The 21,869-nt window shown below is 50.3% G+C and carries 22 protein-coding genes; 11 read left to right on the forward strand and 11 right to left on the reverse strand.

Features of this window, described 5'->3' with window-relative positions; translation table 11 throughout:
- Together nuoN and FQ015_RS06320 are read left to right on the forward strand one after the other, a co-directional pair.
- Positions 1–1,458 (forward strand): NADH-quinone oxidoreductase subunit NuoN, encoded by a 1,458-nt coding sequence (gene nuoN / locus FQ015_RS06315; RefSeq protein WP_000156701.1) that lies wholly within the window; start codon positions 1–3, stop codon positions 1,456–1,458.
- 142 nt (positions 1,459–1,600) lie between these two features.
- Positions 1,601–2,317 carry a hypothetical protein gene (locus FQ015_RS06320; RefSeq protein WP_160523845.1) on the forward strand — a complete coding sequence of 239 codons (717 nt, stop codon included), beginning with the start codon at positions 1,601–1,603 and terminating at the stop codon, positions 2,315–2,317.
- Here FQ015_RS06320 and FQ015_RS06325 read toward each other — a convergent pair.
- From FQ015_RS06325 to rbn, 5 genes are all read right to left on the reverse strand, one after another.
- Complete coding sequence (locus FQ015_RS06325) at positions 2,312–2,884, reverse strand: SMI1/KNR4 family protein (protein WP_115738502.1); 573 nt, start codon at positions 2,882–2,884, stop codon at positions 2,312–2,314. The two genes, FQ015_RS06320 and FQ015_RS06325, sit on opposite strands and share 6 nt — an antisense overlap.
- A gap of 150 nt (positions 2,885–3,034) precedes the next feature.
- Complete coding sequence (locus tag FQ015_RS06330; protein ID WP_069912951.1) at positions 3,035–3,538, reverse strand: YfbM family protein; 504 nt, start codon at positions 3,536–3,538, stop codon at positions 3,035–3,037.
- 99 nt (positions 3,539–3,637) lie between these two features.
- Positions 3,638–4,612, reverse strand: coding sequence for a M28 family metallopeptidase (locus tag FQ015_RS06335; protein ID WP_115738503.1), 975 nt, complete (start codon positions 4,610–4,612; stop codon positions 3,638–3,640).
- 389 nt (positions 4,613–5,001) lie between these two features.
- Entirely contained in the window at positions 5,002–6,225 is a 1,224-nt protein-coding gene (gene elaD, locus FQ015_RS06340) for a deubiquitinase ElaD (RefSeq protein WP_160523846.1), read from the reverse strand.
- Positions 6,226–6,412: 187 nt separating this feature from the next.
- Positions 6,413–7,330, reverse strand: coding sequence for a ribonuclease BN (gene rbn, locus FQ015_RS06345; RefSeq protein WP_160523847.1), 918 nt, complete (start codon positions 7,328–7,330; stop codon positions 6,413–6,415).
- Between the two features lie 64 nt (positions 7,331–7,394).
- Here rbn and FQ015_RS06350 point away from each other — a divergent pair, with 64 nt between their 5' ends.
- The 9 genes from FQ015_RS06350 to pmrD all read left to right on the forward strand — a co-directional run bounded on the left by FQ015_RS06350 (position 7,395) and on the right by pmrD (position 15,666).
- Entirely contained in the window at positions 7,395–7,856 is a 462-nt protein-coding gene (locus tag FQ015_RS06350) for a GNAT family N-acetyltransferase (RefSeq protein WP_000574094.1), read from the forward strand.
- A gap of 54 nt (positions 7,857–7,910) precedes the next feature.
- Positions 7,911–8,216 (forward strand): stress response protein ElaB, encoded by a 306-nt coding sequence (gene elaB, locus FQ015_RS06355; protein WP_000070621.1) that lies wholly within the window; start codon positions 7,911–7,913, stop codon positions 8,214–8,216.
- Positions 8,217–8,294: 78 nt separating this feature from the next.
- On the forward strand, positions 8,295–9,590 hold the full coding sequence (menF, locus tag FQ015_RS06360) for an isochorismate synthase MenF (RefSeq protein ID WP_160523848.1): 1,296 nt from the start codon (positions 8,295–8,297) through the stop codon (positions 9,588–9,590).
- Between the two features lie 88 nt (positions 9,591–9,678).
- A complete protein-coding gene (gene menD / locus FQ015_RS06365) occupies positions 9,679–11,349 on the forward strand; it encodes a 2-succinyl-5-enolpyruvyl-6-hydroxy-3-cyclohexene-1-carboxylic-acid synthase (RefSeq protein ID WP_001354789.1) in 1,671 nt (556 codons plus the stop codon).
- Positions 11,346–12,104 (forward strand): 2-succinyl-6-hydroxy-2,4-cyclohexadiene-1-carboxylate synthase, encoded by a 759-nt coding sequence (menH, locus tag FQ015_RS06370; RefSeq protein ID WP_160523849.1) that lies wholly within the window; start codon positions 11,346–11,348, stop codon positions 12,102–12,104. The genes menD and menH overlap by 4 nt, the downstream gene beginning before the upstream one ends.
- A 14-nt stretch (positions 12,105–12,118) precedes the next feature.
- The gene (menB, locus tag FQ015_RS06375) at positions 12,119–12,976 is read left to right on the forward strand and encodes a 1,4-dihydroxy-2-naphthoyl-CoA synthase (protein WP_000640000.1); all 858 of its coding nucleotides are present in this window, start codon (positions 12,119–12,121) and stop codon (positions 12,974–12,976) included.
- Complete coding sequence (menC, locus tag FQ015_RS06380) at positions 12,976–13,938, forward strand: o-succinylbenzoate synthase (RefSeq protein ID WP_160523850.1); 963 nt, start codon at positions 12,976–12,978, stop codon at positions 13,936–13,938. The genes menB and menC overlap by 1 nt, the downstream gene beginning before the upstream one ends.
- Positions 13,935–15,290, forward strand: a complete 1,356-nt coding sequence (gene menE / locus FQ015_RS06385) for an o-succinylbenzoate--CoA ligase (RefSeq protein ID WP_160523851.1) — start codon at positions 13,935–13,937, stop codon at positions 15,288–15,290. The genes menC and menE overlap by 4 nt, the downstream gene beginning before the upstream one ends.
- A gap of 109 nt (positions 15,291–15,399) precedes the next feature.
- A complete protein-coding gene (gene pmrD / locus FQ015_RS06390) occupies positions 15,400–15,666 on the forward strand; it encodes a signal transduction protein PmrD (RefSeq protein ID WP_032184684.1) in 267 nt (88 codons plus the stop codon).
- On the opposite strand, the gene arnF is transcribed toward pmrD, so the two are convergent.
- From arnF to arnC, 6 genes are read right to left on the reverse strand one after another with little or no spacing between them, the layout of a single operon-like run.
- Positions 15,660–16,046, reverse strand: a complete 387-nt coding sequence (arnF, locus tag FQ015_RS06395; protein ID WP_000523867.1) for a 4-amino-4-deoxy-L-arabinose-phosphoundecaprenol flippase subunit ArnF — start codon at positions 16,044–16,046, stop codon at positions 15,660–15,662. The two genes, pmrD and arnF, sit on opposite strands and share 7 nt — an antisense overlap.
- On the reverse strand, positions 16,046–16,381 hold the full coding sequence (arnE, locus tag FQ015_RS06400) for a 4-amino-4-deoxy-L-arabinose-phosphoundecaprenol flippase subunit ArnE (protein WP_160523852.1): 336 nt from the start codon (positions 16,379–16,381) through the stop codon (positions 16,046–16,048). The genes arnF and arnE overlap by 1 nt, the downstream gene beginning before the upstream one ends.
- On the reverse strand, positions 16,378–18,030 hold the full coding sequence (gene arnT / locus FQ015_RS06405) for a lipid IV(A) 4-amino-4-deoxy-L-arabinosyltransferase (RefSeq protein WP_160523853.1): 1,653 nt from the start codon (positions 18,028–18,030) through the stop codon (positions 16,378–16,380). Before arnT ends, arnE begins: the two co-directional genes overlap by 4 nt.
- Complete coding sequence (gene arnD / locus FQ015_RS06410) at positions 18,030–18,920, reverse strand: 4-deoxy-4-formamido-L-arabinose-phosphoundecaprenol deformylase (RefSeq protein WP_160523854.1); 891 nt, start codon at positions 18,918–18,920, stop codon at positions 18,030–18,032. The genes arnT and arnD overlap by 1 nt, the downstream gene beginning before the upstream one ends.
- The gene (gene arnA / locus FQ015_RS06415) at positions 18,917–20,899 is read right to left on the reverse strand and encodes a bifunctional UDP-4-amino-4-deoxy-L-arabinose formyltransferase/UDP-glucuronic acid oxidase ArnA (RefSeq protein ID WP_160523855.1); all 1,983 of its coding nucleotides are present in this window, start codon (positions 20,897–20,899) and stop codon (positions 18,917–18,919) included. The genes arnD and arnA overlap by 4 nt, the downstream gene beginning before the upstream one ends.
- The gene (gene arnC, locus FQ015_RS06420; protein WP_000461657.1) at positions 20,899–21,867 is read right to left on the reverse strand and encodes an undecaprenyl-phosphate 4-deoxy-4-formamido-L-arabinose transferase; all 969 of its coding nucleotides are present in this window, start codon (positions 21,865–21,867) and stop codon (positions 20,899–20,901) included. Before arnC ends, arnA begins: the two co-directional genes overlap by 1 nt.
- Positions 21,868–21,869: the final 2 nt, after the last annotated feature.

Here is a 21,869-nt window from a genome sequence, read left to right on the forward strand (position 1 = left end):
ATGACAATAACTCCACAAAACCTGATCGCACTGCTACCGTTGCTGATCGTCGGCTTGACGGTGGTGGTTGTGATGCTCTCCATTGCGTGGCGACGCAATCATTTCCTCAACGCTACGCTCTCGGTTATTGGGCTTAACGCGGCGCTGGTTTCGCTCTGGTTTGTCGGCCAGGCGGGCGCTATGGACGTTACGCCGCTGATGCGCGTTGATGGTTTCGCCATGCTTTACACCGGGCTGGTATTGTTGGCGAGCCTCGCCACCTGTACTTTCGCCTACCCGTGGCTTGAAGGCTATAACGACAACAAGGACGAGTTCTACCTGTTGGTGTTAATTGCCGCTCTGGGCGGGATCCTGCTGGCGAATGCCAATCACCTGGCGTCTCTGTTCCTCGGTATTGAACTGATCTCTCTGCCGCTGTTTGGCCTGGTCGGTTACGCTTTCCGCCAGAAACGTTCGCTGGAAGCCAGTATCAAATACACCATCCTTTCTGCTGCAGCATCTTCTTTCCTGCTGTTTGGTATGGCACTGGTGTACGCGCAGTCTGGCGACCTGTCGTTCGTTGCACTGGGTAAAAACCTCGGCGACGGCATGCTCAACGAGCCGCTGTTGCTGGCAGGTTTTGGCCTGATGATTGTCGGCCTCGGCTTCAAGCTCTCTCTGGTGCCGTTCCACCTGTGGACGCCAGACGTATACCAGGGCGCGCCTGCGCCGGTTTCTACCTTCCTGGCGACGGCGAGCAAAATCGCTATCTTCGGCGTGGTGATGCGTCTGTTCCTCTACGCACCGGTGGGTGACAGCGAAGCGATTCGCGTGGTGCTGGCGATTATCGCCTTTGCCTCTATCATCTTCGGTAACCTGATGGCGCTGAGCCAGACCAATATCAAACGTCTGCTCGGTTACTCATCTATCTCTCACCTCGGCTATCTGCTGGTGGCGCTGATTGCGCTGCAAACTGGCGAGATGTCGATGGAAGCGGTAGGGGTTTACCTGGCCGGTTATCTGTTCAGCAGCCTAGGCGCGTTCGGCGTGGTCAGCCTGATGTCCAGCCCGTATCGTGGCCCGGATGCTGATTCCCTGTTCTCTTACCGCGGTCTGTTCTGGCATCGTCCGATCCTCGCGGCGGTGATGACGGTGATGATGCTGTCTCTGGCCGGTATCCCGATGACGCTGGGCTTTATCGGTAAGTTCTACGTGCTGGCGGTCGGTGTCCAGGCACACTTGTGGTGGCTGGTGGGTGCCGTGGTTGTCGGTTCGGCAATCGGCCTCTACTACTACCTGCGCGTAGCGGTGAGCTTATACCTGCACGCCCCGGAGCAACCGGGTCGCGATGCACCGTCAAACTGGCAGTACAGCGCAGGTGGTATCGTGGTGCTGATCTCTGCACTGTTGGTACTGGTGCTGGGTGTATGGCCACAACCGCTGATTAGCATTGTTCGGTTAGCAATGCCGCTGATGTAAGGTTGAGTGTTGATGTAAAAAAACCGCCGATTTCGGCGGTTTTTTTATGGTGTTAATTGTTGCTAATAAAAAGAACATATAAATCTATATCTGCGTCGAAGTATAATGATTCACTTCCTAATACAATACACAAGGAAAACCAATGGAATGGTTAAGTGAGATTCGCACACTTCGGGAGAACGTACCTGTCGGTATCCAGGCTGCCAGGCGTTTGTTAGAGAAGACGGGTGGTGATGTTGATGAAGCCATTAAGTTGTTTCATATTGACCAAATCAATATATTGACGGCAAAAGTAGACGTCACTCATCAGGAGGCAGAGAATGTTTTGCTGGCGGCAAACTACGATATGGCAGAAGCTCTTCGGCGTATTGATGAACAGCGTTATACACTGACGGAACTGATTATACGTAAAAATAAGGATGCCGGAGATGCTTTAAGTAATATAGAATTAGCAATAACATATGAATGGAATCTGACATGCAAATTTTGGTTTGGTTTTAAGGCATTCCAATCGCTGCCTCCACAATTACAAGCCTTTATGCTGGTATGTGAATGGCGTAACTATTGGGGATGGGAAGGGCTGGATAGTGCGTTATATTATGAGATGGAAAATGTCCCCCAACAATTACAGGTAGTAGGCTTAGATGAAATGGCTGAAGTTATTGTTGTGGCGAGAAATCGTTATGATGAGTTAAGAGCACAAGGCAAAGACCATAATAACATCATTAAAGATGATAAATTTAAAAAATTTATGAAGCACTGTGAACAACTGGATAGTGAAGCCGACGCTATATTACTGCAATTTGTAAAGGATAATATTGAGATTTTCCCACGTCGCCACAACGGACACGATTTATAAAAAATCATCCCAAAAATGAACTGGTTTTTTATCTGCCTGGTAATGTTGAGGTAATGCCAGGTTGAATTCCGTTTTCATCCAGGATGCCAGATCGTTGCCAGCACAGATGATATCGCTGTTATATACTGAATACACGGGATTACCACCAGTATAAGAAGTAGACATATAACGATGCTTATACAAAGGAATCAAAACCGGGCATTGGTTTGAAATTTTATCAAAATGATCTTTGCGTGAATCTAAATTAAGGGGTTTTTCTCCCCATACATCAAGCCAGAAATTATTTTTTATAACATCGTATAATACACCCTCTAAAGGGGTTTTAAATGTCTGCTTCACATCGTGTTCCATTTTTGCTGAGTGCAGCGCTTGCCGCCAGTGAATAAAACCTTCCGACGCTGGCAAAGCAGTATGCAAAAATGCTTTAAAATCGAGTGGAAAGCAGAAATTAAAAGTTTGCTCAATGGCAGAAATCTCGGCCTCACTCAAACCTGCATAGAATGTAATTCCTTGCGCTTTTAATTTGTTAACCAGAAATGTGTAGTCCAATGCCTTGTTTAATTTCATCCCAATAACCTTAAATCCTTATGCTTCAGTCTAAAACGAAGTTAAATCATTCGTAAGCTGGATAAAACATTTCTGCATCACATCCAGCTTTTAGAACGAATGTTTCATTTAAACTTTATACATCAACCTTCAATTCTGCTGCCAACTAAATCACCCAACAATAACCGTCAGCGCATGATTCCCTTGTCGCAGCATACGTCTGTACGCACTAATCAGCTTTTCCATATCGAGCATAATCGAGGCAAAGAGTTGCCCCTCTAACTCTTCTGAAAAGGTCACTCCCGGATAAATCTCCATTTCATTGAGTCGTTTAATGGAAAACTGTTTACGCAGCACATTTCGGTCAAGAGCTTCCAGTCGGTCGATTGTCGCAGCTAACTCCTGATTCCAGGTCAACCCCAGGAAACCATCTATGCCATCTTCGAGGCTGTGTTCACCAAGCACAGCACGACTCAGCGGATCATTCTTAGCTGGATCAAAAGCAGAGGTGCCCGTCAGGCCAAAATGTAAAAAATCCCAGCGTTTATCAATATCCAGTCGGCGTAATCCTGAAAGCGTGTCATGAATATTGTCCATTAAAGGTTTTTCAGCTGACTCAAGCAGTTGGTTAATCTTTTCTGAGTCGATTTCCGCAAAATAGCCAATCATTCCCATTTATTTTTCCTCCGTTGAATTTCATGTTTCGCATCTTAAAACAGATGAGGGAAAATAAAATGCGCATGTTGCTTTTTCTGGACCCGCCTCGAGAAAATTTTATTGTTTACTGTTGTATAACAAGGTGATAACACCATCCACGACCTGAGCCATTTTCTGATAATTCAATCTGTCTGCGGTATCACCGGGCAAGTGGTATTGTTTATTACGATAAAAAGCGGTGTCGGTAATCATTACGGCGGGAATATCGTGTTGCCAATAATTAAGGTGATCAGAGAAATCAATACCGGGAATAAACCCTGGGGCATTCATAGAATAAACAGATAAATCCTGAGATGACGACAATGCCGCTTTTAGCTGACGAACGGCGTTGATATCCTGCATTCTGCCGACCACGGCAATAAAGTCTCCCCGATCGGGATAAAGCCAGGACATTGCCGGGTAAGGGTAATCCTGACTACCAGGCGCAGAGTCGTAATAGCCAATCATCTCCAGCGCTATCATTAATCTAACTGGACGCTCAAGCGAAGCTGCATGTACCGCGCTCCCCATTTCATCGCTACGAAAGAAGGGCGGTTCTTCCGACGCATAGGCGACCAGCTGCACGCCAGTTTTCGGTGCTTGCTGCTGTAACAAACGTGCCAGTTCGAGTAATCCTGCCACGCCGCTGGCGTTATCATCCGCGCCCGGCGTATAGGTCAATTGATCGTTTTCATAACTGCTGACAGAGTCATAGTGCGCACCAATAATAATCAGCGGTCCATCGGCAGGACCATAATCAGCAACAATGTTTTTGTAGGGACCTCCCGTAATGGGGACGTCCTGCGCGGTAACTCTGGCACCGCTACTGATAAAGACCTCTTTTATATACTCTGCGGACCTTTTCAGATTATCAATATTGTCGGCACTACGGGGATGCACAGTTTGTGTAAGATAACGAACTGTTTTTTCTAATTGCTCAGGACTTGCGTGTCGGGGCGTTGGCGGTAATGCATTGACCCAGGGTTGGTAAAAAATAATAAAAGGAAGTGATAGTAGTAATGATATAAAACAAAGAGGTGTTATTTTTTTCATATGTAAATTATCAATAAAGGGCGTTATTTCATTATTATTTATAATGAGTTATGAGCGTTTATTTTATTACGGTTGGTAGGAATATACAAAAAGTATTTTTTCAGTGGGTTCGCTATTTTAAAAAGGAATTCATATGAGAAATAAAAAATAATTATGTTATTTATTGGTAGATTGAATTGACAGGGTGCAGAAATCTGAGGGTAAGAAAAGACAGCAATAACAATCCACTACATCAACAGACCAGCAATCGCGTGCCGCGATACGCTGGAAATACCCGCAGATTGAACTGGCGGATGGTGTGACTGGCATCAGTCAGTGATGACTTTTTAGCAAACTATGTTCGACCAGTCAGCATATTTACTGACTGGTCGAATTAATTAACAATGATGTTAACTTACTCTTTTTCCTGATGCTCTATTTTTGGGTTGTGAATATTTTATTTCTAAGTTTCTATAATAATGATTGATATTTGCATCGCTATATTTATCTAAATAACAATTTCTGTTTGTCAGTCGATGTTGAAAATCAATTTCGTACTGCTCTTCTGCTGAATATTTTTTAAATCTGTCAGCATAGTTTTTTAATAACGTATAGGGAGCGCTGTCAGAATTGCTTTCCCTTTGTTCAATTACTTCTTTGGCTGCCATGCACACAAATGCACCGCAACTTTGGCTTAAGTATTGCTGAAGATCGGCATGTAAAAATGTTATCTCTTGTTCAGTTAAATGATCTGTTATATTCTTATTATTCGGCATTTCTCCCATGAATTTAGAATTGAAACTATTAATGACACGCTTAAGTGAATTTTCTTTATCATGGCCTAGTGCACGTAATGAGTTGAATATGACGCATTTTATTTGTTGTGTGTTATTTTTTTCATTAACTATTTTTTGTAGCGAAACTAATATCCAGTGTCCGCCAGTATTTATGGGGAATAACTGGACTTCTTTCGGCCATGATGGATCGCTCTTAATATTATCATTGAGAGCGATTTCCAGGTAAGTGCTGTTGGAATCGGGGAGGTAGAGACCAGTAGGATAATTGACTTGAGTATTTTTTGCATTAGCGGCGATCTTCTGAAGATAGCAATCTATTTCATCCGTGGTTAATTGACGATTTTTATCCCAGAAGTTTGTACCATCGCTCAGTTCATTATTCTTATCATTTAAAAGTACCTTTGAAAGCGACTGTTTTTCAGATATAAGAGGAATATCATCACCGATAATTGTCATTAATTTTGACGGGGAGAATAGCTTTTTGAACAGGAGATCATCTGAATTATCCGGACCAGCTGGTTTAAGGGGGGAGTTGGTTGCGGTATGTGCCAAATTATATAATTTTAAACAGGCATTTTTGATAAGTCGGATAATCGATAGGGTTTCATTTGTTGGGTTTCTAACAATATGATAAAGAATATCTTCGGCTTTTTTTCCAAATTCATCATAACCTAACGCAATATTATGCAGTAACTCAATGCTTTCTTCATCTCCGGATAACGCTGTTTTTTTTAAAGATTGCAGTAATTCCTCGGTCACAGTAAATTTTTCTGCAAATGTCTGATTGAGTTGTGTTTGAGATAATTGACAATAATTGCTGACAACTGTAACCATCATAGGCTCCTTTTAGTTGCAAAGGTTGTGCTGAATGAAGATAAAAAGAGGCAACTTATTGCTCTGAATATAGTGCGTGCGGAGATGAATAAATATCAAAAATCGCTCAATATGCCCGTGTGGGTGGATATATGTGGCGCGGGTTGCGATAACAGGGCAAGTTTCGCCCTGTTTTTAGTAGGAAGCAGAGTTAAACGTTAAACACGGTGAAATCATGCGCCAGTTCAGTCGCCGGGAAAATTGACCGACATTCACGTAACAGGTGCTGACAACCTTTGTCATCATAGCGCGAGCTGACGTGGGTAATGATTAGCTTACCGACTCCAGCCTCACGGGCCAGTGTCGCAGCCTGGCGTGTAGAGCTGTGGCCGCGACTATTGGCTTTGGCTTCCATGGTTATATCCAACGTCGCTTCGTGTACCATGACATCGACGCCTTTAGCCAGGTCAAGTGCGGCATCGCAGGGGCCGGTATCACCGAAAATAGCGAGCGCTTTACCTGGCACTGGAGCAGCTAAGTAATCTGCGCCGTTAATCTGCCTTCCATCTTCCAGCGTGATTGTTTTGCCCGCTTTTAATGCCTGAAACAGTGGGCCAGGCGGCACGCCAGCAGCTTTTAATGCCTGGGCATTTAATGCACCCGGTTTATCATGTTCTTCAATACGATAGCCATAACATTCCAGTGGGTGTTCCAGCGGATAAGCGGTTACTTTGCGCAGGCCATCATCGAAAATTTCGCCAGCGCCAATTTCGACAATTTCCAGCGGATAATCGGTCCATGAGCCGCTAATCCGCAGCGCAGTCTCCACAAATTCACGGAGACCTTGCGGACCATAAATCGTTAAGGGTTGGACAATACCAGACATAGAACGACTGCACAGCAAGCCGGGTAAACCAAAGAGATGATCGCCATGAAGGTGACTGATAAAAATCTTGTCCAGTTTTCCAGGGTTAAAGGCGGTATGCAGTAGCTGATGCTGGGTGCCTTCACCGCAGTCAAACAACCAAAGACCGCTCCGGGTCGGATGTTGCAGGTTAAGCAATATTGCCGTGACATTGCGCGTACGGGTTGGCACACCGGCTGAAGTACCTAAAAAAATTAATTCCATGAGTTCATCACGTTTCAAAAAATATTCCGGCTAGTATAAGGCATACATCTAAAAGGAGAGCATTATGATTGAATGGCAAGATCTGCATCACTCTGAATTATCGGTTTCCCAGCTTTATGCCTTATTACAACTGCGTTGCGCGGTGTTTGTTGTCGAGCAGAATTGCCCTTATCAGGATATCGATGGTGATGATTTGACGGGGGATAATCGCCATATTCTCGGTTGGAAAAATGATGAACTGGTGGCGTATGCGAGGATTCTGAAAAGTGATGATGATCTTGAGCCGGTCGTTATAGGTCGGGTGATTGTCAGTGAAGCGTTGCGTGGCGAAAAAGTGGGGCAGCAGCTGATGAGTAAAACACTCGAAACATGTACGCGTCACTGGCCTGATAAACCTGTTTACCTCGGGGCGCAGGCGCATCTGCAAAACTTCTACCAAAGTTTTGGCTTTATCCCTGTGACGGAAGTCTATGAAGAAGATGGTATCCCACACATTGGGATGGCACGCGAGGTAATTCAGGCGTAATCAATAACCATTGTCTATAGTTAGTGACAGGTTTTACGCAAATGGAGAACGAGAATGTCTAATCAGTTTGGTGATACACGTATCGATGACGACCTGACGCTGCTTAGTGAAACACTGGAAGAGGTGCTCCGCTCCTCTGGCGATCCCGCCGATCAGAAATATGTTGAGCTGAAAGCGCGTGCAGAAAAAGCGCTGGATGATGTGAAAAAACGGGTTAGCCAGGCTTCAGACAGTTATTACTATCGGGCGAAGCAGGCTGTTTATCGTGCTGATGACTACGTCCACGAAAAACCCTGGCAAGGAATTGGGGTGGGCGCGGCCGTTGGGCTGGTATTAGGACTGTTGCTGGCACGCCGTTAAAACCTCCCTACACCGGGGTACTGCATTTTTTTTGTAGTACCCCGTATAATGTGAGGCTTTTAACAGGGAGAGGTCCGCGTGCAATCACTCACTACGGCGCTGGAAAATCTACTGCGCCTTTTGTCGCAAGAGATTCCAGCGACACCCGGCATTCGGGTTATTGATACTCCTTTCCCTCTCAAAGATGCTTTTGATGCCTTGAGCTGGCTGGCCAGTCAGCAAACGTATCCGCAATTCTACTGGCAACAACGTAATGGTGATGAAGAAGCTGCCGTCCTGGGCGCGATTACCCATTTTACCTCGTTGGACCAGGCGCAACGTTTTCTTCACCAGCACCCGGAACATGCCGACTTACGCATCTGGGGGCTGAATGCGTTTGACCCGTCGCAGGGCAATTTACTTTTACCACGACTGGAATGGCGACGCTGTGGCGGTAAAGCCACGCTGCGGCTGACGCTATTCAGCGAAAGCTCCCTTCAGCACGATGCGATAAAGGCAAAAGAATTTATCGCCACACTGGTGAGTATCAAGTCCCTGCCAGGGTTACATTTAACCACCACGCGAGAACAACACTGGCCGGACAAAACGGTCTGGACGCAATTAATCGAACTGGCAACGAAAACCATCACCGAAGGTGAACTCGACAAAGTCGTTCTTGCACGGGCGACCGACCTGCATTTTGCAAGCCCGGTTAACGCAGCGGCGATGATGGCAGCCAGCCGTCGGCTCAATCTGAACTGCTATCATTTCTTTATGGCCTTTGATGGCGAGACCGCGTTTCTGGGGTCGTCTCCTGAGCGGCTATGGCGGCGGCGTGCCAAAGCGCTGCGTACTGAAGCGCTGGCGGGAACGGTAGCAAATCATCCTGATGATAAGCAGGCGCAGCAGTTGGGCGAGTGGCTGATGGCGGATGATAAAAACCAGCGCGAGAACATGCTGGTGGTGGAAGATATTTGCCAACGATTGCAGGCCGATACCCAGACGCTGGATGTTTTACCGCCGCAGGTACTGCGTCTGCGTAAAGTGCAGCATCTGCGCCGCTGTATCTGGACTTCACTCAACAAAGCGGATGATGTGATCTGTTTACATCAGTTGCAGCCAACGGCCGCGGTTGCGGGCTTACCGCGTGACCTGGCGCGGCAGTTTATCGCCCGTCACGAACCGTTCACCCGTGAATGGTATGCCGGTTCCGCGGGCTATCTTTCGTTACAACAAAGCGAATTCTGCGTTTCCCTGCGCTCAGCAAAAATTAGCGGCAATGTCGTGCGGTTATATGCTGGCGCGGGCATTGTCCGTGGCTCCGACCCCGAGCAAGAGTGGCAGGAAATCGACAACAAAGCGGCAGGGCTGCGTACTTTATTACAAATGGAATAGTAATGAGTCGCATCATTACCGATTCATATCAATAATCTATTTTTGTAGCTCCTTATACTTAGCCGCAATATTGATACCGGACAAACTCATGTCAGTAAGCGCATTTAACCGACGCTGGGCGGCGGTCATTCTGGAAGCATTAACGCGTCACGGCGTCAGACACATTTGTATCGCCCCTGGCTCGCGTTCTACACCGTTAACGTTAGCGGCAGCGGAGAATTCCGCATTCATTCACCACACCCATTTTGATGAGCGTGGACTGGGGCATCTGGCGCTGGGGCTGGCGAAAGTCAGCAAGCAGCCGGTGGCGGTGATAGTGACCTCCGGTACGGCGGTTGCGAATCTCTATCCGGCATTGATTGAAGCTGGGTTAACCGGAGAAAAACTGATCCTGCTAACTGCCGATCGCCCGCCGGAGCTCATTGACTGCGGTGCGAATCAGGCGATTCGTCAACCGGGAATGTTCGCCTCTCATCCTACGCATAGCATTTCACTGCCGCGCCCGACGCAGGATATTTCTGCCCGTTGGCTGGTCTCTACTATCGACCACGCCCTTGGTACGCTTCATGCTGGAGGAGTCCATATCAACTGCCCGTTTGCTGAACCGCTATATGGCGAGATGGACGACACCGGGCTTAGTTGGCAACAGCGTCTTGGCGACTGGTGGCAGGACGATAAACCGTGGCTGCGTGAAGCGCCTCGTCTGGAAAGTGAAAAACAGCGTGACTGGTTCTTCTGGCGACAAAAGCGCGGCGTGGTAGTTGCTGGTCGCATGAGTGCGGAAGAGGGCAAAAAAGTTGCTCTGTGGGCGCAAACTCTTGGCTGGCCGCTGATTGGCGACGTCCTGTCGCAAACCGGACAGCCGCTGCCGTGTGCCGATCTCTGGTTAGGCAATGCCAAAGCGACCAGCGAACTGCAACAGGCGCAGATTGTGGTGCAACTGGGCAGCAGCCTGACGGGCAAACGGCTCCTGCAATGGCAGGCAAGCTGTGAACCAGAAGAGTACTGGATTGTTGATGACATTGAAGGTCGACTTGATCCGGCACACCATCGCGGACGCCGCTTAATTGCCAATATTGCCGACTGGCTGGAGCTGCATCCGGCAGAAAAACGCCAGCCCTGGTGCGTTGAAATCCCGCGCCTGGCGGAACAGGCAATGCAGGCGGTTATTGCCCGTCGCGATGCGTTTGGCGAAGCGCAACTGGCGCATCGCATCAGCGACTATTTGCCGGAACAGGGGCAACTGTTTGTTGGCAACAGCCTGGTGGTACGTCTGATCGATGCGCTCTCGCAACTTCCGGCGGGTTACCCGGTGTATAGCAACCGTGGGGCCAGCGGTATTGACGGGCTGCTATCTACTGCCGCAGGCGTTCAGCGGGCCAGTGGCAAACCGACGCTGGCGATTGTGGGCGATCTCTCAGCACTTTACGATCTCAACGCGCTGGCGCTATTGCGCCAGGTTTCCGCGCCGCTGGTATTAATTGTGGTGAACAACAACGGCGGGCAAATTTTCTCGCTGCTGCCGACACCGAAAAGCGAGCGTGAGCGTTTCTATCTGATGCCGCAAAACGTCCATTTTGAGCACGCCGCCGCGATGTTCGAGCTGAAATATCATCGTCCGCAAAACTGGCAGGAACTTGAAACGGCACTTGCCGACGCCTGGCGCACGCCGACCACCACGGTAATTGAAATGGTGGTTAACGACACCGATGGTGCGCAAACGCTCCAGCAACTTCTGGCGCAGGTAAGCCATTTATGATCCTGCACGCGCAGGCAAAACACGGCAAACCAGGTTTACCCTGGCTGGTGTTTTTGCACGGTTTTTCCGGCGATTGCCACGAATGGCAAGAAGTGGGCGAGGCGTTTGCCGACTACTCACGGTTGTATGTTGATCTCCCTGGTCACGGCGGTTCGGCGGCAATTAGCGTCGATGGATTTGCTGATGTCACCGGCTTACTGCGTAAAACTCTGGTTAGTTACAACATCCTTAACTTCTGGCTGGTGGGGTACTCACTCGGCGGACGGGTGGCGATGATGGCGGCTTGCCAGGGGATGGCGGGGCTTTGTGGCGTGATTGTCGAAGGTGGGCATCCCGGGCTGCAAAGTGCTGAACAACGCACGGAACGTCTGCTTTCCGATCGCCAGTGGGCGCAGCGTTTTCGCTCAGAACCGTTAACGGCGGTGTTTACCGACTGGTATCAACAGCCTGTTTTTGCCTCGCTCAATGACGACCAACGCCGGGAGCTGGTGGCGCTGCGCAACAACAATAATGGCGCAACCCTTGCCGCCATGCTGGAGGCGACTTCTCTCGCCGTCCAGCCTGATTTACGTGCTAACCTTAGCGCCCGCACATTTGCGTTTTATTATTTATGTGGTGAACGTGACAGCAAATTCCGCGCTCTGGCGGCGGAACTGGCTGCCGACTGCCATGTCATTCCTCGCGCCGGACATAACGCGCACCGGGAAAATCCCGCTGGCGTAATCGCAAGTCTGGCGCAGATCTTGCGTTTCTGACTAAAGGACACAATATGATTTATCCTGATGAAGCAATGCTTTACGCACCGGTTGAATGGCACGACTGCTCCGAAGGTTTCGAGGACATTCGTTATGAAAAATCCACCGACGGTATCGCAAAAATCACCATTAATCGTCCGCAGGTGCGCAATGCCTTTCGTCCTCTGACGGTAAAAGAGATGATCCAGGCACTGGCAGATGCGCGTTATGACGATAACATCGGCGTAATTATTCTGACTGGTGCAGGCGATAAAGCGTTCTGCTCTGGTGGCGACCAGAAAGTGCGTGGCGATTACGGCGGCTATAAAGATGATTCCGGCGTACATCATCTGAATGTGCTGGACTTCCAGCGTCAGATCCGTACCTGTCCGAAACCGGTTGTCGCGATGGTAGCGGGTTACTCCATCGGCGGCGGTCACGTTCTGCACATGATGTGCGACCTGACCATCGCGGCGGAAAACGCCATCTTCGGTCAGACTGGCCCGAAAGTCGGTTCCTTCGATGGCGGCTGGGGCGCTTCCTATATGGCGCGCATTGTTGGGCAGAAAAAAGCGCGTGAAATCTGGTTCCTGTGCCGTCAGTACGACGCGAAACAGGCGCTGGATATGGGCCTTGTCAACACCGTGGTGCCGCTGGCGGATCTGGAAAAAGAAACCGTGCGCTGGTGCCGTGAAATGCTGCAAAACAGCCCGATGGCGCTGCGCTGCCTGAAAGCTGCGCTGAACGCCGACTGTGACGGTCAGGCGGGTCTGCAGGAACTGGCGGGCAACGCCACCATGCTGTTCTACATGACGGAAGAAGGGCAGGAAGGTCGCAACGCCTTCAACCAGAAACGTCAGCCTGACTTCAGCAAATTTAAACGGAATCCGTAATGCGTAGCGCGCAGGTATACCGCTGGCAGATCCCCATGGACGCGGGGGTGGTTCTGCGCGACAGGCGGTTAAAAACTCGCGACGGGCTGTATGTTTGCCTGCGTGAGGGCGAGCGCGAAGGGTGGGGGGAGAGCTCCCCACTGCCGGGCTTCAGTCAGGAAACCTGGGAAGAGGCGCAAAGTGCGCTGCTTGCCTGGGTAAATAACTGGCTGGCAGGTGATTGCGAATTACCGCAAATGCCTTCCGTCGCCTTTGGCGTAAGCTGTGCATTGGCTGAGCTGGCAGACACGCTCCCGCAGGCGGCCAATTATCGTGCGGCACCACTGTGTAATGGCGATCCGGACGATCTGATCCTGAAACTTGCCGATATGCCTGGCGAGAAAGTGGCGAAGGTCAAGGTGGGATTGTACGAAGCGGTGCGCGACGGCATGGTGGTGAATCTGTTGCTGGAGGCCATTCCGGATCTGCATTTGCGTCTTGACGCGAATCGCGCCTGGACACCGCTGAAAGGCCAGCAGTTTGCCAAATACGTTAACCCGGATTATCGCCCCCGCATCGCGTTTCTCGAAGAACCGTGCAAAACCCGCGAGGATTCCCGCGCCTTTGCCCGTGAAACGGGTATTGCCATTGCCTGGGATGAAAGCCTGCGTGAGCCGGATTTTGCCTTTGTGGCGGAAGAAGGCGTGCGAGCGGTGGTGATCAAACCCACGCTTACGGGCAGCCTGGAGAAAGTGCGCGAGCAGGTGCAGGCGGCGCACGCGCTGGGGCTGACGGCGGTGATCAGTTCATCTATTGAGTCGAGCTTAGGCTTAACGCAACTGGCGCGGATTGCTGCCTGGTTAACACCAGACACCATTCCGGGGCTGGACACGCTGGATCTGATGCAGGCGCAGCAGGTTCGTCGCTGGCCGGGTAGCACGCTGCCTTTTGTCGACGTTGATGCACTGGAGCGGTTGTTATGATCTTCTCTGACTGGCCGTGGCGTCATTGGCGGCAAGTGCGGGGAGAAGCCATCGCCTTACGCCTCAATGACGAGCAACTCAACTGGCGCGAGCTTTGTGCTCGCGTCGATGAATTAGCCTCAGGCTTTGCGGCGCAGGGCGTTGTTGAGGGCAGCGGCGTGATGTTGCGGGCGTGGAATTCGCCGCAAACGCTGCTGGCCTGGCTGGCGTTACTGCAATGCGGGGCGCGGGTGCTGCCCGTGAATCCACAGCTGCCGCAACCGTTACTTGAGGAGTTGTTGCCCAATCTGACGCTGCAATTTGCGCTGGTGCCGGAAGGGGAAAACACATTTTCGGCGTTAACATCGCTGCATATTCAGCAGGTTGAAGGCGTACATGCCGCTGCGTGGCAGCCGACGCGTCTGTGCTCAATGACGTTGACCTCCGGCTCTACCGGTTTGCCGAAAGCCGCTGTTCATACTTATCAGGCCCATCTTGCCAGTGCGCAAGGTGTGTTATCGCTGATACCGTTTGGCGAGCACGATGACTGGTTGCTCTCTTTACCGCTGTTTCACGTCTCCGGTCAGGGAATTATGTGGCGCTGGTTATACGCTGGTGCGCGGATGACGGTACGTGATAAACAGCCATTGGAGCAAATGCTGGCAGGCTGTACTCACGCATCGCTGGTGCCGACGCAGCTCTGGCGTTTGCTGGTTAACCGCAGTTCCGTTTCCCTGAAAGCAGTGTTGCTTGGCGGCGCGGCGATCCCGGTCGAGTTGACGGAACAGGCGCGCGAGCAGGGTATTCGTTGCTTTTGTGGCTATGGTCTGACCGAGTTTGCTTCCACGGTGTGTGCGAAAGAAGCCGACGGTCTGGCGGACGTCGGTTCGCCGCTGCCCGGTCGGGAAGTGAAAATCGTTAACGATGAAGTGTGGCTGCGGGCTGCCAGCATGGCAGAAGGTTACTGGCGTAACGGACAACTGGTGCCGCTGCTCAATGACGAAGGCTGGTACGCTACGCGCGATCGCGGCGAGATGCATAACGGTAAACTGACCATTGTCGGGCGCTTAGATAATCTGTTCTTCAGTGGTGGCGAAGGCATTCAGCCAGAAGAAGTCGAGCGCGTTATTGCTGCACATCCTGCGGTTTTGCAGGTGTTTATCGTTCCCGTTGCTGACAAGGAGTTTGGTCATCGACCGGTAGCGGTGGTGGAGTATGACCATCAAAGCGTTGATCTTGGCGAATGGGTGAAAGATAAGCTGGCCCGTTTTCAACAACCGGTGCGCTGGCTGACTTTGCCGCCGGAGCTGAAAAACGGCGGTATTAAAATTTCACGTCAGGCGCTAAAAGAGTGGGTGCAACGCCAGCAATAATTAACCATCCGTTGCACTTCTCATTTCTGCCATTCCATTGCCGTTGATAAAGAGTTTATCTGTTAATCTGTAAATTGATGTGAAAACTCTTAGCAAACAGGATAATGCAATGGAATGGCTGGTCAAAAAATCGTGCTGCGATAAACAAGATAACAGACATGTACTTATGCTCTGCGATGCTGGCGGCGCGATAAAAATGATCGCCGAAGTGAAGAGTGACTTCGCCGTGAAAGTGGGCGATTTACTCTCCCCTTTGCAGAATGCGCTTTACTGCATTAATCGTGAAAAGCTACATACGGTGAAAGTCCTCTCGGCATGCAGCTACAGCCCCGATGAGTGGGAACGGCAGTGTCAATCGGCTGAGAAAACTCAGTAACGTTGTTTTGTCGTGGGCAGGAAAATCAGCATCAACCCACTCATAATACAGGCTACTCCCAGTAGTGCCTTCAGAGAAAAAGTTCCTTCCCAGCCGGGAAGTATCATTGATGCAATCCATACCAGCACATAACTCATACTGAGCAAGGCATAGGCTTTGCTTAACGCAAGTTTATGTAGCGTTTTATACCAACAAAAAACGGAAAGCAGATAACCCAGCAGCCCGAGTAACAGTATCCGGGCATCCAGGCCAAAAGCTAACAGCGCCGCGATAAAATCCCATAAGTGCGTCATCGGCGGTAGATGACTCGCCGCATAACCCAGGCTTAATTGCGCAGCTGAGGCAATAATGACGCTGAATAATCCCCACATCAGGCCCATTACACCGTACTCCCGAGGATCACAATGCCGCCAATAATGAACGCCACCCCACACCAGTGACGCAGTGATACCGGCTCGTGCCACAGTTTTACTGCAGCCAGCGTCACCCAGACAAAATTCAGACTTAACATCGGGTAGGCAATGCCTACCGGTACGTTCTGCAAGACCAGCAGCCAGAGCACCATGGCAAGGCCAAGACAAGCCAGCGCCAGTCCCAGCCACAGCACGATATGTTTGCGCCGTTTGTTTATCGCCACAAAGCAGGTTGCTTGTTTCTGACACAACTGCCCGGCAACGCTAAGCAAGCTGGCAAAGACTAATGTTATCCAGATCATTTGGGCCGATACTGAATGAGTACCAGACGCTCCTGACGATCGATGGCATCTGCAGGTGGAATGGCGAGACTGTTGACATCTTCATCGCGGTCAACCGAAAGCACGAGTGTAATAATCCCCTCCTGACGATGTTGATTAAGCCAGTTTGCGAACTCATCACCGCTGACAAATCTCCCTTTCGCATCCGGATAATTTAGGCCGTATTTCAATTCCCCTGTCTGGCGATACATGATGATGTCATCACGTCTCAGGCTCCATGCCAGACCAGCAGCAACGCCGACGCTATCGGTAAGAATATAGCGGCTTGGCTGCAGTGATTCTTGTGTCGTCTCGACAAAAAATTGCGGATGTTTTCCTTCCATGACTCTGTCAGGAATTGAAAATCCTACCAGCAACGCCAGCCCAAGCGGGCAAAGTGCGGCAAAAGGCCAGTTTTTTTCGACGTTTGTTAAGGTATACCAGCCGAAAAATGCCCATAGCGAAAAAATCGACCATGCACAAAAGACTTTATAGCTCTCGAACGTTTGCCACACCGGCGTGTTCATCGGTCCCCAGGGGGAAAATATAAACGTGGCAATAATGCCAGTAACGCCAAAAGCAATGTTAATCCAGCCATTCATCCGCAACGCCAGAGGATTATTTTTTACCGCCAGCAAAGCGTAATGCGCTATCAGCATCGCTAATGGTGCAAAGCAGGAAAGAACATAGGTGGGTAATTTGCCTTTGGCGACAGAGAAAAACAGCAGCGGCATTACCGTCCAGCTCAACAAATAGACGGTTGCGGAATGATTGCGGTTTTTCCAGCCAGCATACAGTGCACCGGGGAGTAATCCTAACCACGGCAGGCTACCGGCAATGATTACAGGCACGTAATACCAGAACGGGGCTTTATGCTGGGCATCATCCAGTGCAAAGCGTTGAATATGCTCAACCCAGAAAAAATAGTGCCAGAAGTCAGGCTCCCGCTGCGCTATCGCCAGTCCCCAGGGGAGAACCGTCAGTACGCAACTGATAACTGCCAGCCAGCCGTAAATAAAGAGATCTTTCCAGCGCTTTTGCGCCGCTACCCACGGCAGTACGCTTAATACCGGCACGGCAAGGGCGAGAAAACCTTTGGTCATCACCCCCATGCCGCAGGTGATTCCCAGCAGTAAAAATCCCGCGCTTTTGCCTTTCCACGTCTGTGCCTGCATTGCCAGCCAGAAGCTGCACATTCCCGCCACCAGCCAGAATGCAATAAACGGATCGAGCACGGCATAAGTGCCAATGGCATAGACAATAAACAGTGAGAGATAAATCACTGCGGCGAGTAGAGCCAGACGTTTATCGCGCCATAAGCGCAGAGTAAACCAGGTCACCAGCGCGGCAGTTAACAGGGTCGCAAAGATAACGCCTGCCCGCACACCAAAGTTATTTGCGCCAAATAGCCATTGCCCAATACTGTTAATCCAGTATCCGGCAATGGGTTTTTCGAAATAACGTAGCCCTAACATATGGGGCACAATCCAGTCGCCGGATGCCAGCATTTCCCGACTGATTTCCGCATAACGCGTTTCATCTGGTTGCCAGAGCAGACGCGTGCTGATCGGTAACAGGTAATAGCAGGCAATAAACGCGATGAGGCCGATAAGGTAACGTACCGATTTCATCAGCGACTACCCGCAATTTGTTGGCAACCCAGCCAGCCTTCACGTCCGGCAATTTTTCCGCGAACAACTTGCCCGAGCGGCAACGTCTCTGATAATAGTTCGCTTAAAGGGCAAAATATTACGCCTTCCTGGGTTGCACGTTTCAGGAGATCCACAAAATTATGCTGATAAGCACAGCCTTCAACTTCTGCATGAATGGTATAAACCGGCGTGCCTTTATCTCGCAGGATGCGGTTGAGTAGCCAACCGTTAAAATCTTCTGCTTTCACATCCCGACCAATCACTTCATCCCAGGTGGGTAAGGTCACCGGAATTTGCGCAGTACCGGGTTTTCCTGATTCGAGCAATGGACGAAACGGCATCGCCCCACGACAATCGCTGTTGTAGCGCAAATGGAACGCTTCTTTTGCTTCGATCACCTGCTGGTCGGCACGCCAGCCAGCGGCTGCGGAGCAGGTTACCGGTTGGCCGATAATTTCTTCCAGGGTGCGAAGGCCGCGTGCAATATCGTCGGTCATCGTTTGCCGATCCCAGTTACCGCTATGGGCTTGCCAGGCGTGATGATCCCAGGCGTGTAGGCCGACTTCGTGGTGTTTAGCCGCTTCTCGAATGATATCGGCATTGGCATGACCAATCTCTTTTCCTGGCCATGCCGTACCCGCCAGCAAAATATCCCAGCCATAAAGCGATGCTGCGTTTGAGCGCAGCATCTTCCACAAAAACTGTGGCTTCACCAGTCGCCAGAGATGGCGGCCCATATTGTCCGGGCCGACGCTGAAAAAAATGCTGGCCTGAATATTATGCTTACTCAAGATTTCCAGCAGACGTGGCACGCCTTCACGGGTGCCACGAAAGGTATCGACATCAATGCGTAAGCCTACTTTGGTCATGATTGTTTATCCGTAAGATCGACGGTGCGCAGGAAAAAATCCAGCGTTTCGTCGATGGTTTCCTGCATATCAATTTTCGGTTCCCAGTCCAGGCAACGGCGGGCATTGCGGATGCTCGGTTTACGATGCTCTACGTCCTGATATCCTTTACCGTAGTAACTGCTACTTTCGACCACACGAAAGCCTGCAAATGGTGGGAAGTGATGGCGCAGCGGATGTTTTTCGAAGCTCGCCAGCAGCATCTCGCCCAGTTCCTCAATGCTCGCTTCGTTATCAGGATTGCCAATGTTGATAATTTCGCCGTCGCAGCGATTTCCCGCATTTTCGATAATGCGATACAACGCCTCGATACCATCGCGAATATCAGTAAAGCAGCGTTTTTGTTTTCCGCCATCAATCAGCTTAATCGGTGAACCTTCTACCAGATTGAGAATGAGTTGCGTAATAGCGCGGGAGCTGCCGATTCTTGCCGCATTAAGGTTATCCAGTCGTGGTCCCATCCAGTTAAACGGGCGGAAGAGGGTGAACTGTAACCCCTCTTTTTCGCCATACGCCCAGATCACCCGATCAAGCAGTTGTTTTGACACCGAATAGATCCAGCGTGGTTTATTTACCGGCCCGACAATCAAATTAGAATGATCTTCATCGAAGTATTTATCGCTACACATCCCGTAAACCTCCGAAGTTGACGGGAAGATAATTCGCTTACGGTACTTCACGCAGTAACGGATAATGCGTAGATTCTCTTCAAAATCGAGTTCAAAGACGCGCAGCGGGTTGCGGGTATATTCAATCGGCGTGGCTATTGCCACCAGCGGCAAGACGACATCACATTTTTTGATGTGATATTCAATCCATTCGGAATGGATACTGATATCGCCTTCGACAAAGTGAAAATGCGGATGATTCAGAAAACGGCTTATCGCATCGCTGCCGATATCCAGACCGTAGACTTCATAGTGATCTTCGCGCAGCAGGCGTTCTGTCAGATGGTTGCCAATAAAGCCATTCACCCCGAGGATGAGTACCCGTGTACGGCGTCGGGCGGCGCAGGCAGGCTGGCTATTCAAGCGTGAACCTTGCACCAGCCCCAGTGTCTGCGCCAATTGCGAGCCTTGCATAGTAATGCCGTCGCCCGCCTGTCCGGTGACGATTTCCAGCGCGCCATCGCCACAGGCAATCAGCAACGGCGCAACAGAAATCACGCTTCCCGGCTGCGCTGCGGATGTATGAGGATGTACGCGTGACGACCAGACGGTAAATTTTTGATTACCAACATAGCTGAAGGCTCCCGGCCACGGATCGGCGACGGCACGCACCATGTTATGCAATACTGCTGCCGGTTTATGCCACTTGAGGAAGCTGTCTTCTGGCGTTCTGCGACCAAAACAGGTGGCTTCGTTTTCGCGCTGGGCGATTTCCAGAATATTACCGTCTTTAATGGCGGGTAATGTCTGCTCCAGTAGCTGGCGCGCGGCATGGCATAACTTGTGATGAAGCGTAATGGCGATATCGTCTGGCGCAATGGCAATGCGCAATTGGGCCACAATGGCCCCAGCATCGGCACGTTTCACCATTCGGTGCAATGTCACGCCAGTTTCCGTTTCACCGTTCACCAGCACCCAGTTCAGCGGCGCGCGACCACGATATTTTGGTAACAGCGAACCATGCAGATTAAATGCGCCTGCAGGAGCGAGCTGCAAAATTTCGTCGCAAATAAGATGGCGATAATAAAAAGAAAAAATCACATCAGGTGATAGTTGGGCAATGCGTTCCACCCACAGCGGATGATTAACGTTATCCGGCGCATAAACCGGAATGCCTCTTTCCGCCGCCAGACGAGCTACCGAACCATAAAAGGCTTTTTCACAGGGATTATCAGTATGAGTAAAAATAGCGCTAATTTCGTAACCGGCAGCCAGCAGGGCTTCAATACCGAGGCATCCCATATCGTGGTAGGCAAAAACGACGGTTTTCATTATTCATTTTCCTTGCTGGATGGACGGATAACTTGCTGAACAAAATAGCGGGGGCGGGCGCGGACATCGGTGTAGATCCTGCCGATATATTCACCGAGCAATCCCATGCCGATAAACTGAGCGCCAATAAAAGTAAACAGCACGGCAAATAGCATAAAGACGCCTTCTGCCGCCCATTGGGGGCCGAAGGTCAGGCGTAAAATCACCAGCAGTACCGCGATGCTGAAACCTCCAATCGCAATAATGCTGCCGAGCAGACTCAGCATACGTAGCGGCGTAGTAGTAAGGCAGGTCACCAGGTCGTACATCAAATTAATCAGGCGCATAAAGCTGTATTTGGATTCACCAAACTCACGCTCGGCATGATGCACTGGAATTTCAATGGCGCGGCGGGCGAAGATATTCGCCAGAATCGGGATAAAGGTGCTGCGTTCATGGCAGTGCAACATCGCATCGACAATATGACGGCGATAGGCGCGCAGCATACAACCGTAGTCACCCATTGCTTTGCCGGTGGTGCGCTGAATAAGTCGGTTGATCATCTTCGAAGCGGTTTTACGAAACCAGCTGTCCTGGCGGTTCTGGCGTACAGTTCCTACTACGTCGTAACCTTCATCGGCTTTTGCCACCAGGCGGGGGATCTCCTCTGGAGGATTCTGGAGATCGGCATCGAGGGTAATAATTAAGTCGCCGGTAACGTGACTGAAACCCGCCATAATCGCTGAATGTTGTCCGTAATTGCGGTTAAGCAAAATAGACACAATATGGCTGTTCTCCGCTTGTGAGGCTTCGACCAGCATATGCGCGGAATTATCGCTACTGCCGTCATCAATCAGCAGGATCTCATACTCTTTCCCCAACGATTCACAGGCTGTGGTGGTGCGCCTGATTAATTCCGGTAAGCTTTCCTGTTCGTTATAAACGGGAATAACCACCGAGACTTTCTTAACAGGGTGGATTTCAAACATGG

The sequence above is a fragment of the Escherichia sp. HH26CH genome (assembly GCF_009820205.1).
GTDB lineage: Bacteria > Pseudomonadota > Gammaproteobacteria > Enterobacterales > Enterobacteriaceae > Escherichia > Escherichia coli_F.